14 protein-coding genes are annotated in these 13,650 nt (G+C 68.7%); 4 read left to right on the top strand and 10 right to left on the bottom strand.

What is annotated here, in order from left to right; all coding sequences use genetic code 11:
- Positions 1-46: 46 nt before the first annotated feature.
- Complete coding sequence (locus ACFVBH_RS32435; protein ID WP_379007848.1) at positions 47-964, top strand: DNA-3-methyladenine glycosylase family protein; 918 nt, start codon at positions 47-49, stop codon at positions 962-964.
- A gap of 293 nt (positions 965-1,257) precedes the next feature.
- Here ACFVBH_RS32435 and ACFVBH_RS32430 read toward each other — a convergent pair whose 3' ends face one another.
- The 5 genes from ACFVBH_RS32430 to ACFVBH_RS32410 all read right to left on the bottom strand — a co-directional run bounded on the left by ACFVBH_RS32430 (position 1,258) and on the right by ACFVBH_RS32410 (position 4,816).
- Positions 1,258-2,517: an ABC transporter substrate-binding protein gene (locus ACFVBH_RS32430; RefSeq protein ID WP_379007533.1), complete on the bottom strand. Its 1,260-nt coding sequence runs from the start codon at positions 2,515-2,517 to the stop codon at positions 1,258-1,260.
- On the bottom strand, positions 2,514-3,359 hold the full coding sequence (locus ACFVBH_RS32425; protein ID WP_379007531.1) for a carbohydrate ABC transporter permease: 846 nt from the start codon (positions 3,357-3,359) through the stop codon (positions 2,514-2,516). The genes ACFVBH_RS32430 and ACFVBH_RS32425 overlap by 4 nt, the downstream gene beginning before the upstream one ends.
- Positions 3,349-4,215, bottom strand: coding sequence for a carbohydrate ABC transporter permease (locus ACFVBH_RS32420; RefSeq protein ID WP_379007528.1), 867 nt, complete (start codon positions 4,213-4,215; stop codon positions 3,349-3,351). Before ACFVBH_RS32420 ends, ACFVBH_RS32425 begins: the two co-directional genes overlap by 11 nt.
- Before the next feature lie 308 nt (positions 4,216-4,523).
- On the bottom strand, positions 4,524-4,709 hold the full coding sequence (locus tag ACFVBH_RS32415) for a hypothetical protein (protein WP_379007526.1): 186 nt from the start codon (positions 4,707-4,709) through the stop codon (positions 4,524-4,526).
- Positions 4,679-4,816 carry a hypothetical protein gene (locus tag ACFVBH_RS32410; RefSeq protein WP_354989205.1) on the bottom strand — a complete coding sequence of 46 codons (138 nt, stop codon included), beginning with the start codon at positions 4,814-4,816 and terminating at the stop codon, positions 4,679-4,681. The genes ACFVBH_RS32415 and ACFVBH_RS32410 overlap by 31 nt, the downstream gene beginning before the upstream one ends.
- 466 nt (positions 4,817-5,282) lie before the next feature.
- On the opposite strand from ACFVBH_RS32410, the gene ACFVBH_RS32405 reads away from it, so the two are divergent.
- Both ACFVBH_RS32405 and ACFVBH_RS32400 read left to right on the top strand, forming a co-directional pair.
- Positions 5,283-6,167, top strand: a complete 885-nt coding sequence (locus tag ACFVBH_RS32405) for a helix-turn-helix domain-containing protein (RefSeq protein WP_379007523.1) — start codon at positions 5,283-5,285, stop codon at positions 6,165-6,167.
- 28 nt (positions 6,168-6,195) lie between these two features.
- Positions 6,196-6,399, top strand: a complete 204-nt coding sequence (locus ACFVBH_RS32400; protein ID WP_354989203.1) for a DUF397 domain-containing protein — start codon at positions 6,196-6,198, stop codon at positions 6,397-6,399.
- Positions 6,400-6,781: 382 nt separating this feature from the next.
- On the opposite strand, the gene ACFVBH_RS32395 is transcribed toward ACFVBH_RS32400, so the two are convergent.
- Genes ACFVBH_RS32395 through ACFVBH_RS32385 form a run of 3 tightly spaced genes read right to left on the bottom strand, consistent with a single transcriptional unit; the run spans position 6,782 to position 10,330 of the window.
- A complete protein-coding gene (locus ACFVBH_RS32395) occupies positions 6,782-7,528 on the bottom strand; it encodes a succinate dehydrogenase/fumarate reductase iron-sulfur subunit (RefSeq protein WP_379007521.1) in 747 nt (248 codons plus the stop codon).
- A 2-nt stretch (positions 7,529-7,530) separates the two neighbouring features.
- The gene (locus tag ACFVBH_RS32390; protein ID WP_354989201.1) at positions 7,531-9,459 is read right to left on the bottom strand and encodes a fumarate reductase/succinate dehydrogenase flavoprotein subunit; all 1,929 of its coding nucleotides are present in this window, start codon (positions 9,457-9,459) and stop codon (positions 7,531-7,533) included.
- A 37-nt stretch (positions 9,460-9,496) separates the two neighbouring features.
- Positions 9,497-10,330, bottom strand: coding sequence for a hypothetical protein (locus ACFVBH_RS32385; RefSeq protein ID WP_354989200.1), 834 nt, complete (start codon positions 10,328-10,330; stop codon positions 9,497-9,499).
- A gap of 379 nt (positions 10,331-10,709) precedes the next feature.
- On the opposite strand from ACFVBH_RS32385, the gene ACFVBH_RS32380 reads away from it, so the two are divergent.
- Positions 10,710-12,122 (top strand): acetyl-CoA acetyltransferase, encoded by a 1,413-nt coding sequence (locus ACFVBH_RS32380; protein WP_379007518.1) that lies wholly within the window; start codon positions 10,710-10,712, stop codon positions 12,120-12,122.
- A 51-nt stretch (positions 12,123-12,173) separates the two neighbouring features.
- Here the strand turns inward: ACFVBH_RS32380 and ACFVBH_RS32375 are convergent, their stop codons facing one another.
- Entirely contained in the window at positions 12,174-12,461 is a 288-nt protein-coding gene (locus ACFVBH_RS32375; RefSeq protein ID WP_354991628.1) for a hypothetical protein, read from the bottom strand.
- A 207-nt stretch (positions 12,462-12,668) separates the two neighbouring features.
- On the bottom strand, positions 12,669-13,640 hold the full coding sequence (locus ACFVBH_RS32370) for an alpha/beta hydrolase (protein WP_354991629.1): 972 nt from the start codon (positions 13,638-13,640) through the stop codon (positions 12,669-12,671).
- Positions 13,641-13,650: the final 10 nt, after the last annotated feature.

Genomic DNA, 13,650 nt, shown 5'->3' with positions numbered 1-13,650 from the left:
GCCGTCCGAATCCGCCCGAACGGTGCCGTCCGAATCCGCCCGAACGGTGCCGTCCGAATCCGCCCGAACGGTGCGGTCCGAGCGCCCGATCGACCTCGCCGCCACCGTCGCCCCGCTGCGGCGCGGGTTCGGGGACCCGACCCATCGCGAGACCCCGGACGGCGCGCACTGGCACGCGTCCCGCATGCCGAGCGGCCCGGTCACCTACCGGCTGCGCCAGGCCGACCGCTGCGCCGTCGACGCGCGAGCCTGGGGACCCGGCGCGCAGGAGTTCCTGGAACGGCTGCCCGCCATGCTCTGCCTGGACGAGGACCTCACCGATTTCACGCCCGAGCACCCGAAGGTCGCCGAGGCGCACCGCCGCAACCCGGGCCTGCGCATGCTGCGCACCGGCCTGGTGTTCGAGGCCCTGGTCCCCGCGGTGCTGGAACAGAAGGTGCACACCAAGACCGCGCACGCGTCGTGGCGGCAACTGGTGTGGCGGCACGGTGCCCCCGCCCCGGGTCCGGCCCCCGAGGGCCTGCGCCTGATGCCCGACGCCGACACCTGGCGGCACATCCCGTCCTGGGACTACCACCGCGCGAACGTCGGCCCGCAACGCTCGAAAACCATTGTGCTGGCGGCCCGTATCGCCGCCAAGCTCGAGCAAGCCGCGACCCTGGACCACGCCGACGCCGCGAAACGCCTGTGCACGGTCCCCGGTATCGGCGTCTGGACGGCCGCCGAGATCGCCCAGCGCGCCTTCGGCGACCCGGATGCCCTGTCGGTGGGCGATTTCCACCTGGCCGCCATCGTCGGCTGGACGCTGCTGGGCAGGCCGATCGACGACGCCGAGATGGTCGACTACCTGGAACCCCTACGCCCGCACCGCTATCGGGCCGTCCGCCTGCTCGGCCTCGCGGGTTTCGCGCGCAAACCGAAGTTCGGCCCCCGCACCCCGTACACCGATCACAGCCGCATCTAGCGCCGACCCGGGTAGCCGCACACATCTCTCGTCACCGGCCGATCACCCGAATATTTCTTGCGCGCCTGGGTGTTCCAGGCCAGTGAGGAGGTCACCCGACCACCCCCGGCGGTCGCACAACTCACCCCTCGCCCGGCATCGGTGGCCGCGGCCTGTGCCCGGCCCAGCGCGAGCGGCACCGGCACCCCCCTGAACGCATCCGTGGCGGCGGTCCGCGCCGCCTCCAGCGCCTCGGTGTTCCCGGTCGGGCGCTCAGGCCACCCGGCCTCCGGCACCCGCGGCGGTCGCGCAACTCACCCCCGCACGGCATCGGTGGCCGCGGCCTGCGCGCGCTCCAGCGCGAGCGGCACCGGCACCCGCCCGAGGAACATCTCGGCGAGTATCGGATCCATCGCCTCGAGCGCCGCCGGGAACCCTGGCCCGCCCCCGGCCCCGGTCTGCCCGTCCCGCAGCACGTCGAAGAACGGGGAGACGTCCACCCCGCGCCCCGCCCAATAGTCGCGGTACACCCGCTGTTCGGACACGACCGCCGGAATGGTGTTCCCGTCCAGCCCCAGGTACCGGTTCCCCGCCGCGCTGCCCAGCCACGCCAGCACCCGCCGCACCTGCTCGGGGTGCCGGGTCGCGGCGTTGCCCGCTACCCCGACCGCGTTGTTCGCGCTGATCCGCCCGGCCGGACCCTGGGGAATCAGCGCCAGGCCCCACTCGAATCCCGCGTCCTGGTCGATCGTCGCGAGGTTGAACGACCCGGACTGGAACAGCGCCAGCTTTCCCTGGAGGAAGGCGTTCTTCGCGAAGTCCCCGCCGGAATTGGTGTCGGCCGCCGACGGCGACAACCCGTCGGCAACCAGCCGGACCAGGTACTCGAAGGCGACGCGCCCGGCGTCATCGGCGAAGACGAACTCGCCCGCCGGATTCTGCAGCGCCCCACCGGCGGACCCGAGATACGGCAGCTCAAGCGACTGAAAGTCCTTGGCCGCGTTGTACGGCCACGTCCCCGCCCCGGCCAGCCTGCGCAGCACCGGCCGGAAGGTGTCCGCCCCACCGTCCGGACTCCAGCGCAGATCGCGCAGCTCCCGGGGATCCACTCCGGCGGCGGCCAGCAGCGCACGGTTGTAGTACACCGCGCTCCCGCCGTCCACGAATTGCGGTACCGCCCAGAGCTTCCCGTCGCGCGTGAACTGGCCGACCGCGAACCGGTCCCAGCCCGCGTCCGGTCCTCCGAGATCCAGCAGTCGCCCGGCGTCGGCGTAGTCCTCGTACATGCCGGTCCAGAAGAGATCGTCGGCTATCCCGCCCGCGACATCGAGCCGCAGTTTGCGCGCGTAGGAAGCCCACGGCACCAGCGTGATTCGCACCTCGATGTCGGGGTTGGCGCGCTCGAACTCGTCCAGCGACGCCCGGTAGGCCGCCACGAAGCTCTGATCCCACACCCGCAGCCGCAGCACGGTGCGTCCCGAACTCGCCGCGTCGCGCCCCAGCCACAGCGCCGCCCCGACGATCAGCACGATCGCCAGCGCGATCCCGAGCACCGCCCGCGTGGAGTCCTTCATTTCAACCCCGTCCACGCGATGGAACGCAGCACCTGCCGCTGGAACACCAGGAACAACAGCACCAGCGGCGCGATGGCCAGGGTCGTCGCGGCCATGACCAGCGGCCACTGCGCGTTGTATCGCGTCTGCATGTTCGCCGTCGCCACCGTCAGCACCTGCCACTTCGGCCCGCCGACCGCGACCAGCGGCCACATGAAATTGTTCCACTGCGCGACCACGGTGATGAGCGTCAGGGTCGCCAGGATCGGCCGGCTCATGGGCACGACGATGCTCACCAGGATGTCGAGCGTGTTCGCGCCGTCCATGCGCGCGGCGTCGATGATCTCGGCCGGGATGGCGAGAAAGTACTGGCGCAGCAGGAATATGGCGTACGGCGAGCCGAAGACGAAGGGCAGCACCAGCGCCCAGAAGGTGTTGAGCCAGCCCAGCCGCGCGAACAGCAGGTACAGCGGGATCAGGGTCACCGCGGCGGGCACCATCATGGTCCCCAGGTACACCCAGAACAGCACGTCCCGCCCGGGAAAGCTGGTGCGCGCGAAGGCGTAGGCCGCCATGATCGAGACGATCAGCTGCCCGCAGGTGATGCAGACGGTCATCAGCGCGGTCACCAGCACCGCCCGCCCCAGGCCCTGGTCCAGCACGGTCGCGAAGTTCTCGAACGTCACCGGATGCGGTGGGGCGAGCGCGGATTCGCCGGCGAACTGTTCGCTGGTCTTCACCGCCGTCATGGCGCTGAGCACCAGCGGCGCGACCGTGAGCAGCGCGCCGGCCACCAGGACCGCGTACGCCGCCGCGCTCCGGGCCGCCGCGCGCGGTCCCGTCCCCATCGGCTCAGTACTCATACTCGGTCCGATCCCGGAAGTACCGCTGCTGCGCGAGGGTGATGAGCAGGACGACCGCGAACACCACCGTCGCCATGACCGCCGCGCGCCCGGGCCGCGCCGCGTCGAACGCCTCCGAATACATGCGCATGGCAACGACATCCGTGCGGTGGTCCGGACCGCCCCGGGTCAGCGCGTACACCGCGTCGAAGGTCTGGAAGACGCTCAGCACCCCGGTGGCGAGCACGAAGAACATGGTCGGGCGCAGCAGCGGCAGCACCAGCCAGCGGGTGCGCCGCCAGCCCGTCGCGCCGTCCAGCGCCCCGGCGTCCAGGAGCTCGCCGGGGATGGCGCGCAGACCGGTGAAGAAGAACAGCGCCACGTAGCCCAGGTTCATCCACACGATGACCAGCGCCACCGCGGGCAGCGCCAGCGCCGGTTCGCTGAGCCATTCGACGCGCCGGCCCAGGACGGCGTTCAGCGCGCCGCCGGTGGGCGCGAACACCCACTGCCACAGCACGCCGACCGCGACCGGCGCGCACATCCAGGGCAGCGCGTACACGACCCGCAGGGCGGTGCCGCCGCGGGCGCGCCGGGTGAGCAGGGCCGCGACCGTGAACCCGAGGACGGTCTGCACGGGCACCACGAGCGCCGTGAGCGCGAGCGTCACCAGCAGTGAATGCCCGAACTGCCGATCGGTGAGCACCGCGCGCCAGTTGTCGACGCCGCTGAATTCGATGGGGCCCAGCAGGTTCCAGCTGTGCAGACTCAGCCACAGCACGATCGCGATGGGCAGCAACAGAAAACAGCCGATGCCGAGCAGACTCGGCAGCAGCAGAACATAACTGGTGGCAATACGCCGAACCGACCGGTTCATGGGGTTGCACGCTACCGAACTACCCGCGCGATGCCGCATTCGAAGCAATAGTTCGATGTGAACCTTGCATTTCGAACAACGCAATGTCGCGACCGCACCGCAAACCGCGCGGTACGGACAAATAGGTCGATTGCCCTCCGGATGTCGAGCCGAACCGATTCGTGGAATCGCGGATACCGCGGCGGAACAATTCCGGTCGGTTCGGAAATCGAACGGGGATACGGTCCGGTTCATCCGCCGTCTGTGGAGCGGATGAACCGGACCGTGCTGCTGCCGGCGGGACTGCCAGCACCGCCGCGCCCGGAGGTTTAGGCGCGCCGGCGATCGAAAGGCGTTGCGGCAGCGGTCTGTACGGCCAGGGGCCTTCCCCGGACGACCCTGGTCGCGGCGGCGTCGGTACGCCGATCGAGCAGCCACCACAGCAGGCGGTGCACGATGCGTTCGTACCGGTCGGGACCGCCCGTCACGGCAGTGCGCGCTCGTCGAGCACGCATCGTCCCTCCTCCACCAGCGTCGCCCGGGCTCGCCGGCGGACCTGGCAGGTCTCGACGGTGCAATCCAGATGCAGTTGCATCGCCGAATGGGCTTCTTCGACGCTCATGAGACCCGGATCCCTGCGACACCGCAGCAACCCGGCGACATGCATATTGAGGGCGGTCAGTTGCATGTCCCGACCTCCGCTTCGAAAGGGTGAGAAGGGGTGACGACTTCGGCCATGACTCCTCGTTCCAGCAAGGGATTCCTGAAGTGCCCGGAGGACTCAGGAAAGGAAAGGGGCCTAGCAACACCTCTCCGGGCACATATCCAGCACACCACGAGCAGACGCCCGGCGGGCGAGTTTCGAAAAGGAGAACGCAAAATTGCGCGAATTCCCAGCAGCGAATCCGTTCGGGAGAGGAGGATTCCCCATAGTGGACGAAGCTCCCACGCGCAGCCGCTGAGCGGCCCGGCCGAGCGCCGCGCAGCGAGCCCGGGCGGGAGCCGGTGTACCGCAACACCATCCCCGCGGGAAAGCGGGCGCTCACCGGCGCCGGCCATCCCGCTCGCGATCGAGACGGAGCGCGCCCGTGTCCGATAGTCCCGCGTCATCCACCCTGCCCCGCCGTCAGCTGGGGCGCTATCTACGGGATTGGCGCAGCCAGGCCGGCCTCACCATCGCCGAGGCCGCCCGGCTCATGGAGTGGGGCGCCAGCACCCTGCAGCGGCTGGAGAAGGGCAACGCGGATCGCATCCGCACCATCGACATCCACGAGCTGTGCCGCATCTACGGGATCCCGGCCGAAATCGCCGACGGGCTCAAGGGTTTGGCGCAGCAGGCCGCGGTCAAGAGCTGGTGGCACTCCTACGGCGATCTCATCCCGGAGAACTTCGACGTCTACGTCGGGCTCGAGGCATCCGCGCAGCAGTTGTCCTGCTACCAATCGGAATTGGTGCCCGGGCTGCTCCAGACCGCCGACTATGCAAGGGCCCTGAACGGTCTGGGCTACCCGGAAGAGGGTGCGGCCGAAGTGGATCGGCGCGTTCAGCTGCGCATGCAGCGCCAGGCGATGATCACCCGCCGCATGCACCCGGCGACGGTCGCCATGGTGTTGCACGAATCGGTCTTGCGCCGCACAGTGGGAGGTGCGAAGGTGATGGCGGCACAGCTGCGGCACTTGGCGGAACTGAGTACCCGGCCCAATGTCGATTTGCGCATTCTGCCCTTCACCGCCGGTGTCCCCCTGGGGCTTTCGACCGGTCCGTTCGTGATCCTGGAGTTCGGATCCGACAGCAAAGGGCAGCCGGTGGAACCGCCCGTGGTCTACGTCGAGGGTTTCACCGGCGATCTCTATCTCGAAAGACACGGCGACGTGGCGCGTTATCGCCGGGCCCGCGATCACCTCGCGGACTGCGCCCTCGACGCCCAGGACAGCAGGAACCTGCTGCGGCAGGTGGTCAAGGACTACTCATGAAGGACCGAGCGTGGGAAGAGGATGCACGATGAGCATGGAGCTGGCCGGGGCGCGCTGGTTCAAGAGCAGTCGCAGCGGGGCGGGCAAGGAGTGCGTGGAGGTGGCATTCCTGGCCGCGGCGCGAGTGGGGGTGCGCGACAGCAAGAATCCCGGCGGGCCCGCGCTGGTATTCGCCGGCGGCGAATGGGCGGCGTTCACCGCGGCGGTGGAACGCGGCGCATTCGAGGTCTGATCGCAGATCACGACTCGGCGACCGTTGTGCAACGAAAACATGTTTGCCGCTGCTAAGCATGGGTAACCCATAAACCGTGGACCGTGGATTGAGAAGTTATCGTCCCCGGTATCGGAAAATGGGTCCTGACGACTGGGTCGAACGGCTGATCGTAGGGATGCTCTTCGCGGTATCGGCGATGGGCATATACGTACTCACCGGAGCATTGATGCCCGCGCTCGCCGTGGGCGTATTGGTCGGCGCGGTGGCGCTCGGGGTCGTCGCAATGCTCTGACGGAGCGCTCGAGTTCGGCGCGGGCGATGGGCCGCAACTATCGGCTCCGGAAACGCACGAGGGTGGCACTCGAATCGAGTGCCACCCTCCGCCGTATCGGTACCGGCGCTACCTGCGGAAGAGCTTGTTCCCCAGCCAGACCAGCGGATCGTAGCGGTTGTCCACGACCCGCTCCTTGAGCGGAATCAGCGCGTTGTCGGTGATCTGGATGTGCTCGGGGCACACGTCGGTGCAGCACTTGGTGATATTGCACAGCCCGAGCCCGGCGTCGTCCTGCGCGAGGTCGCGGCGGTCACCGACGTCGAGCGGATGCATCTCCAGTTCCGCGATCCGCATGAGATAGCGCGGCCCGGAGAAGGCTTCCTTGTTCTCCTCGTGATCGCGGACCACGTGGCAGGTGTTCTGGCACAGGAAGCATTCGATGCATTTGCGGAACTCCTGCGACCGCTCCACATCGCGCTGCTGCATGCGGTAGTCGCCGGGCTTGAGGTCCACCGGCGGCGTGAACGACGGAATCTCGCGCGCCTTGCGGTAATTGAACGAGACGTCGGTGACCAGGTCGCGAATCACCGGGAAGGTGCGCATGGGCGTCACCGTCACCGTCTCTTCCTGGGTGAAGGTCGACATGCGGCACATGCACAGCAGCTTGGGCCGCCCGTTCACCTCCGCCGAACAGGAACCGCACTTGCCCGCTTTGCAATTCCAGCGCACGGCCAGATCGGGCGCCTGGGTGGCCTGCAGGCGATGGATGACATCGAGCACCACCTCGCCCTCGTTCACCTCGACGGTGTAGTCCCGCAGCTCACCGCCGTCGAGATCACCGCGCCAGACCTTGAACTTCGCGTCGTAACCCATGGCTATTCCGCCTTTCCGGCGCCGTCTCGCACGGGTGCGAGTTCGGCTGGGCTGTAGTACTTTTCGAGCTCCGTGGCATCGAACAGCTGCAGCAGGTCGGTGCGCATGGGTTCCTGATCCTCGGCGGTCACCGTCACCGACGGGACCGAGAAGCCGATCTCGTCCTGATCGAGGCGGCAGACCAGCAGTTTGTTCCGCCAGGACGCGTCCATTCCGGGGAAGTCGTCCCGGGTGTGCCCGCCCCGGCTCTCGGTGCGCAGCAGGGCGGCCTGGGCCACGCATTCGCTGATCAGCAGCATGTTGCGCAGATCCAGCGCCAGGTGCCAGCCGGGATTGAACTGCCGGTGCCCCTCGATGGTCACCCCGTCGTAGCGGTCCCGCAGTTCGGACAGCTTCTCGATGGCGGCCCGCAGCTCGTGTTCCTTGCGGATGATGCCGACCAGATCGTTCATGGTCTGCTGCAGATCCAGGTGCATGGTGTACGGGTTCTCGCCGGTGCCCTCGGACGGCGAATCGAACGGCGCGACAGCCGATTTGGCCGCGGCCGCGATGTCGTCGTCGGTGATCTCGGGCCGTCCGGCGAGCTGCTCGACGTAGGTGGCCGCGCCCAGACCGGCGCGCCGGCCGAAGACCAGCAGATCCGAGAGCGAGTTGCCGCCGAGCCGGTTGGAGCCGTGCATGCCGCCGGAACACTCACCGGCGGCGAACAGTCCGGGCACCGTGGCCGCGCCGGTGTCGGGGTTCACCTCGATGCCGCCCATGACGTAGTGGCACGTCGGGCCGACCTCCATGGGCTCCTTCGTGATGTCCACGTCGGCGAGCTCTTTGAACTGGTGGTGCATGGACGGCAGCCGTCTGACGATCTCGGCCGCGGGCATGCGCGAGGCGATGTCGAGGTACACGCCGCCGTTCTTGGTGCCGCGCCCCGCCTTCACCTCTTCATTGATGGCGCGGGCCACCTCGTCGCGGGGCAGCAGATCGGGGGTGCGGCGCGCGGAGTCGTTGTCCTTCAGCCACTGATCGGCCTCCTCCTCCGATTCGGCGTACTGCCCCTTGAACACCGCGGGGATGTAGTCGAACATGAACCGCTTGCCCTCGGTGTTCTTCAGGACGCCGCCGTCGCCGCGCACGCCCTCGGTCACCAGGATGCCGCGCACGCTGGGCGGCCAGACCATACCGGTCGGATGGAACTGCAGGAACTCCATGTTGATCAGGGTCGCCCCGGCGCGCAGGGCCAGCGCGTGGCCGTCGCCGGTGTACTCCCAGGAGTTCGAGGTGGTCTTGTAGGACTTGCCGATGCCGCCGGTGGCCAGGACCACCGCGGGCGTCTCGAAGAGGATGAAGCGGCCCGACTCGCGCCAGTACCCGAAGGCCCCGGAGATCTTGTCGCCGTCCTTGAGCAGCTCGGTGATGGTGCATTCGGCGAAGACCTTGATGCGGGACTCGTAGTCGCCGGTCTGCGCGAAGTCCTCCTGCTGCAGCGAGACGATCTTCTGCTGCATGGTGCGGATGATCTCGAGGCCGGTGCGGTCGCCGACGTGCGCCAGGCGCGGGTAGGTGTGCCCGCCGAAATTGCGCTGGCTGATCCGCCCGTCCTTGGTCCGGTCGAACAGCGCCCCATAGGTTTCCAGCTCCCAGACCCGGTCTGGGGCCTCCTGCGCGTGCAGTTCGGCCATGCGCCAGTTGTTGAGGAACTTGCCACCGCGCATGGTGTCCTTGAAGTGGGTCTGCCAGCTGTCCTTCTCGTTGGCGTTGCCCATGGCGGCCGCGCAGCCGCCCTCGGCCATGACGGTGTGCGCCTTGCCGAACAGTGATTTGCACACCACCGCGACCGAGAGCCCGTGTTCACGGGCTTCGATGACCGCGCGCAGTCCGGCGCCCCCGGCGCCGATCACGACGACGTCGTACTTGTGCCGTTCGACTTCAGGCATAGGACCGAATACTCCTGGGAGACATGTGAATTAGGAATCAGCCGATGAATCGGAGATCTTTGATCGTTTCGCTCGCGACCAACATGACGTAGAAGTCGGTGAGCACCAGGGTGCCGAGCGTGGTCCAGGCCAGCTGCATGTGGCGGGTGTTGAGCTTGGACACCTGGGTCCAGTACCAGTAGCGCACCGGATGCTTGGAGAAGTGCTTGAGCCGCCCGCCCGCGATGTGCCGGCAGGAGTGGCAGGACACGGTGTAGGCCCACAGCAGGATCACGTTGCCCAGCAGCACGATGTTGCCCAGGCCGAACCCGAAGCCGCCGTCCTTACCGTGGAAGGCCGCGAGCGCGTCGTAGGTGTTGATCAGCGAGACGATGATCGCCACGTAGAAGAAGTAGCGGTGCGCGTTCTGGATGATCAGCGGAAGCTTGGTCTCCCCGGTGTATTTCGCGTGCGGCTCGGCGACCGCGCAGGCGGGCGGGGAGAGCCACACCGACCGGTAGTAGGCCTTGCGGTAGTAGTAGCAGGTGAGCCGGAAGCCGAGCAGGAACGGCAGCACCAGAAAGCCCAGCGGAATCCACATGGGCAGCTCGCCCAGCGGGGTTCCGAAGTGCGCGGAGCCCTCGACGCACGAGGTGCTCACGCAGGGTGAGTAGAACGGCGTCAGGTAGTGGTAGTCCGCGACCCAGTAGGCCGAGCGCACGAAGGCGCGCACGGTCGCGTAGATGATGAAGGCGGACAACCCGAGCACGGTGAGCAGTGGCGGGACCCACCACCGATCGGTACGCAGCGTGCGCGCGGCAATCGCGGCGCGACTCCTGCTGAATACCCCGGTTGCGTTCGATTCGGGAGCCTTGATCGGTGCGGCGCTCACTGCTGGATGCCTCGCTGCTCTATCCCGTGGAACGTCATCGTTACCTCCGGCATCGAATGTGATGGTGAGCACCCTACGACAGGGCGGCTATCACTCGAGCTGGGTACGGCGAATTCGTGATCGAGTGATTTGCAACACAATCCGGCGTTCGCACTGCCGGTCGTTCGGTTGGTGAACGAACGGCTATCTCGCGAAGAACGCGGTACCCCAGTGAGTTTCGCGAATAAGACGAAACGCCCATCGAAATCCCGTGCGAACAGCGCAATCTTCCGTTCCCACTCCGTCACACCCCAGCAACAAGGGTGTGGTGACCTTTTCCCTGAAGCTGGAAACCCCTCGGCGATCGGATTGCGAGGGGGTAGTTGGAAGGGAACCGGCGATGAGGCGAGCCGCGATCGTAATGCCCATGCGCACACCCGTCGGGCTACCGGGCGGGGCGCTATCGGGCGTCGCGCCGCGGCGCTTGATTTCGACCGTGCTCAGCGCTGTGGTAGGGCGGTCGGGCATCGATCCGCACCGCATCGAGCAGCTCGTCACGGCGACGCCGGACGCCGCCGCGGTGCGCGGCGCGATACCGCTGGCCGGGTTGCCCTGCACCCTGGACGAATTCGCGGTCGGCGCGGGCACCGGCGGCGGTCTGCGCGCGCTGATCACCGCCGCCATGATGGTGCAGACGGGGTCGGCCGACGTGGTGCTCGCCCTCGGCGCCGAATATCCCGGCCCGCCACCGCGATCCGGCCCCGCTCCCGCGCAACCGCCCGCGCCGCAACGGCCCGCGCCCGGTCCGCGCGGGAACGGCCCGGGCGGTTTCGATCTCTCCATCGCCGACGGATTGCGCGGCAACCAGCGCCCGGACACCCGCGGCGGGCCGGGCTACGTGCTGCGCGGCGGCCCGCCCGGGCCCGATACCGGTGAGCAGCTGGCGGTCTGGGCCAGGGCCGACGCCGCGCACGGCGGCCGGGAATCCAAACAGGTCGAACTGCTGGCCCAGCACTACGGCATCGGCCGCGCCGAGGCCGACGACTTCGCCGCGGCCAGTCACCGCCGCGCGGCGCGGGCGCGACGCCAGGGCATCTTCGGCGCGGAGATCGCGCCGGTCGTGGTGAACGCGGTCCCCGACGACGTGAATTCCGGTGTGGTGCAACTCGTCGACCGGGACGAGGGCCTGCGCGACGACGTCTCGCACCGCGCCTTCGCGGCGCTGGAGCCGTTCGTGCCCGGCGGGGTGCGCACGGTCGGCAATTGCAGCGCCCGCACGCTGGCCGCCGCGGGCTGCCTGGTGGTGGCCGAGGACCGGCTGGACGAACTGGGTCTGCAGGCGCTGGGCTACGTGGCCGGCTGGGTCGCGGCCACCGGCGAACCGGAGGCCGTGCTGCCGGTGGCCGGGGTGGCGATGGACCGGGTGCTCGCGCGGGCGGGCCTGACCGCCAACGATCTGGACCTGGCCGAGATCGACGAGACCAGCGCGGTGGAGATCCTGGCGCTGACCCGGATCTGGGAGCGCGAGAACAACGGCTTCGATCCCGTGGAACAGCTGAACGTGCACGGCGCGGCCATCGCGCTCGGTGATCCGGGCAACGCCGGCGGCCTGCGCATGGTCACCACGCTGCTGCACGAATTGGACCGCCGCGACGGCGGTTTCGGCCTGGTCGCCACGCCCACCGGACCGGGCCGGGCGCTGGCCGCGCTCTTCGAGTCCGCCGATGTCGAGCGGGCGGCCCCGGCGCCGCGCGGCGCCCGCTTCCACGGCGCCCGGCAGAGCGGCGGCCGGGGCAGGCACCGCGGGCGCTGATGACATGGCGGTACCCGCCGCGAGTGGGCGCGGCGGGTACCGGGGGTGCTGCTACTTGGTGCGGGGCCGGGAGTGGAAGCCCAGCCCCTCGTCCTGTGCGCCCATCCAGGCGGCTTCGTCCGACTTGCTGTCGGGGACGTAGATGACGTCCTGGGCGCCGCGAGTGACCTGGGCCGGCGGGGCCTGCTCGAATTCGTCGGTGTCGATGACGAGTCGTTCCAGATCGTTTTCCAAGCGGCGGACCATATTGGCCTCTCCGTACTGCGAGCGCAATGCGCCGACGCACTGCCGGAGCTGGCCGACCGCGTAGCGGAGTTCCGCAATCTCGCTGCGTGTCATCGAAACCTCCTCGGGGCATGTGATCGAGCCGTGTGACAGACCACACATCGTGATCTACAACACAGTACGCGACGAATCCCGATCCGTCTCGCCGGAGTGAAAGAACCGCTGGTCAATGCGGTGCGGTCCGGTGGCATTCCGGCCGGTTGGGGGGACATTCGGGGCAATTCCGAACCGGTCCCGCCGACCGCCCGCGCCGCCGCCGAATCAGCCCGCGATGGCGTATTCCGGGCCGCATCCGGGCTCGCGCCCGCGCATCCGCGCCACCGCCCGATCCACCAGCTCGGTGATGGCCGCCGCGACCTCCTCGACGCGCTCCATGATCACGCTGTGCCCGGCGCCGTCCAGCCGGATGAGGTCGGCGTCGTCGAGCTGGGAGGCCAGCACCACCGAATGCGCGAACGGGATGACCACATCGGCCGACCCGGCCAGCACCAGCGAGGGGATCTCGCCCAGCCGGTGCAGGGTGGCCATCTCGTCGAACCGGATGAGCGAGTCCAGGAAACTCGACATGGTCAGCAGCGAGGTCTCGTTCAGCATGGCCGTCGCGACCGCCAGCAGGCGCGGGCCGACCTTGCGGGTGCCGTGCGTGGCCTCGCGCATGATGGGCTCGAAGATCCTGCGGCTGAAGTGTTTCGAGGCCTGCATGGCCCGCGGCGCGCGGCGCATGGCGGCCTGCAGCGAGGCCACCGCGGGCCCGTTCAGCAGCCGGCCCATGCCGACCCGGGTGACGCTGCTCGCCGCGCCCGCGAGCAGGCCGACGCCGGCGACGCGGCAGCCGATGGTCTCGGGGAAGATGCGCGCGTAGGCCAGGATGGTCATGGCCCCCATCGAATGACCCACCAGCACAACAGGTCCCGTCGGCGCGACCGCGCGCAGCACCGCGTCCAGGTCGTGCGCCAACTGATCGATCGTGTACGTCGCCGGATCCGCCGCACCCGAATCCCCGTGTCCGCGATGGTCGTAGAAGACCATGTGGGTGTCCTCGCCCCAGCGCGGGCGCAGGTGGTCGCGCAGCAGCGCCCAGGATTCGGTGCGCAGGCAGTGACCGTGAATGAACACGACGGTGAGGGCGGCGTCGGGTGCGCCGAATTCGTGTACCGCGATGGGCACGCCGTCCGCGGCCGGAACGGTGAAGTGATGGCCGTCGTTGTCGGCGGCGCGGCGGGTGATGGACATGACGTACTCC

Source organism: Nocardia sp. NPDC057668 (genome assembly GCF_042799795.1).
In the GTDB taxonomy this organism is placed as follows: domain Bacteria; phylum Actinomycetota; class Actinomycetes; order Mycobacteriales; family Mycobacteriaceae; genus Nocardia.
This window is presented reverse-complemented; position numbering and strand designations above follow the sequence as displayed.

Excerpts from the sequence above, each read along its gene's own strand:
- ACFVBH_RS32415 (WP_379007526.1), bottom strand. The coding sequence starts at position 4,709 with ATGCGTGCTCGACGAGCGCGCACTGCCGTGACGGGCGGTCCCGACCGG.
- ACFVBH_RS32395 (WP_379007521.1), bottom strand. The coding sequence starts at position 7,528 with ATGGGTTACGACGCGAAGTTCAAGGTCTGGCGCGGTGATCTCGACGGC.
- ACFVBH_RS32400 (WP_354989203.1), top strand. The coding sequence starts at position 6,196 with ATGAGCATGGAGCTGGCCGGGGCGCGCTGGTTCAAGAGCAGTCGCAGC.
- ACFVBH_RS32390 (WP_354989201.1), bottom strand. The coding sequence starts at position 9,459 with ATGCCTGAAGTCGAACGGCACAAGTACGACGTCGTCGTGATCGGCGCC.
- ACFVBH_RS32380 (WP_379007518.1), top strand. The coding sequence starts at position 10,710 with ATGAGGCGAGCCGCGATCGTAATGCCCATGCGCACACCCGTCGGGCTA.
- ACFVBH_RS32375 (WP_354991628.1), bottom strand. The coding sequence starts at position 12,461 with ATGACACGCAGCGAGATTGCGGAACTCCGCTACGCGGTCGGCCAGCTC.
- ACFVBH_RS32410 (WP_354989205.1), bottom strand. The coding sequence starts at position 4,816 with ATGAGCGTCGAAGAAGCCCATTCGGCGATGCAACTGCATCTGGATTGC.
- ACFVBH_RS32425 (WP_379007531.1), bottom strand. The coding sequence starts at position 3,359 with ATGAGTACTGAGCCGATGGGGACGGGACCGCGCGCGGCGGCCCGGAGC.
- ACFVBH_RS32430 (WP_379007533.1), bottom strand. The coding sequence starts at position 2,517 with ATGAAGGACTCCACGCGGGCGGTGCTCGGGATCGCGCTGGCGATCGTG.
- ACFVBH_RS32420 (WP_379007528.1), bottom strand. The coding sequence starts at position 4,215 with ATGAACCGGTCGGTTCGGCGTATTGCCACCAGTTATGTTCTGCTGCTG.
- ACFVBH_RS32370 (WP_354991629.1), bottom strand. The coding sequence starts at position 13,640 with ATGTCCATCACCCGCCGCGCCGCCGACAACGACGGCCATCACTTCACC.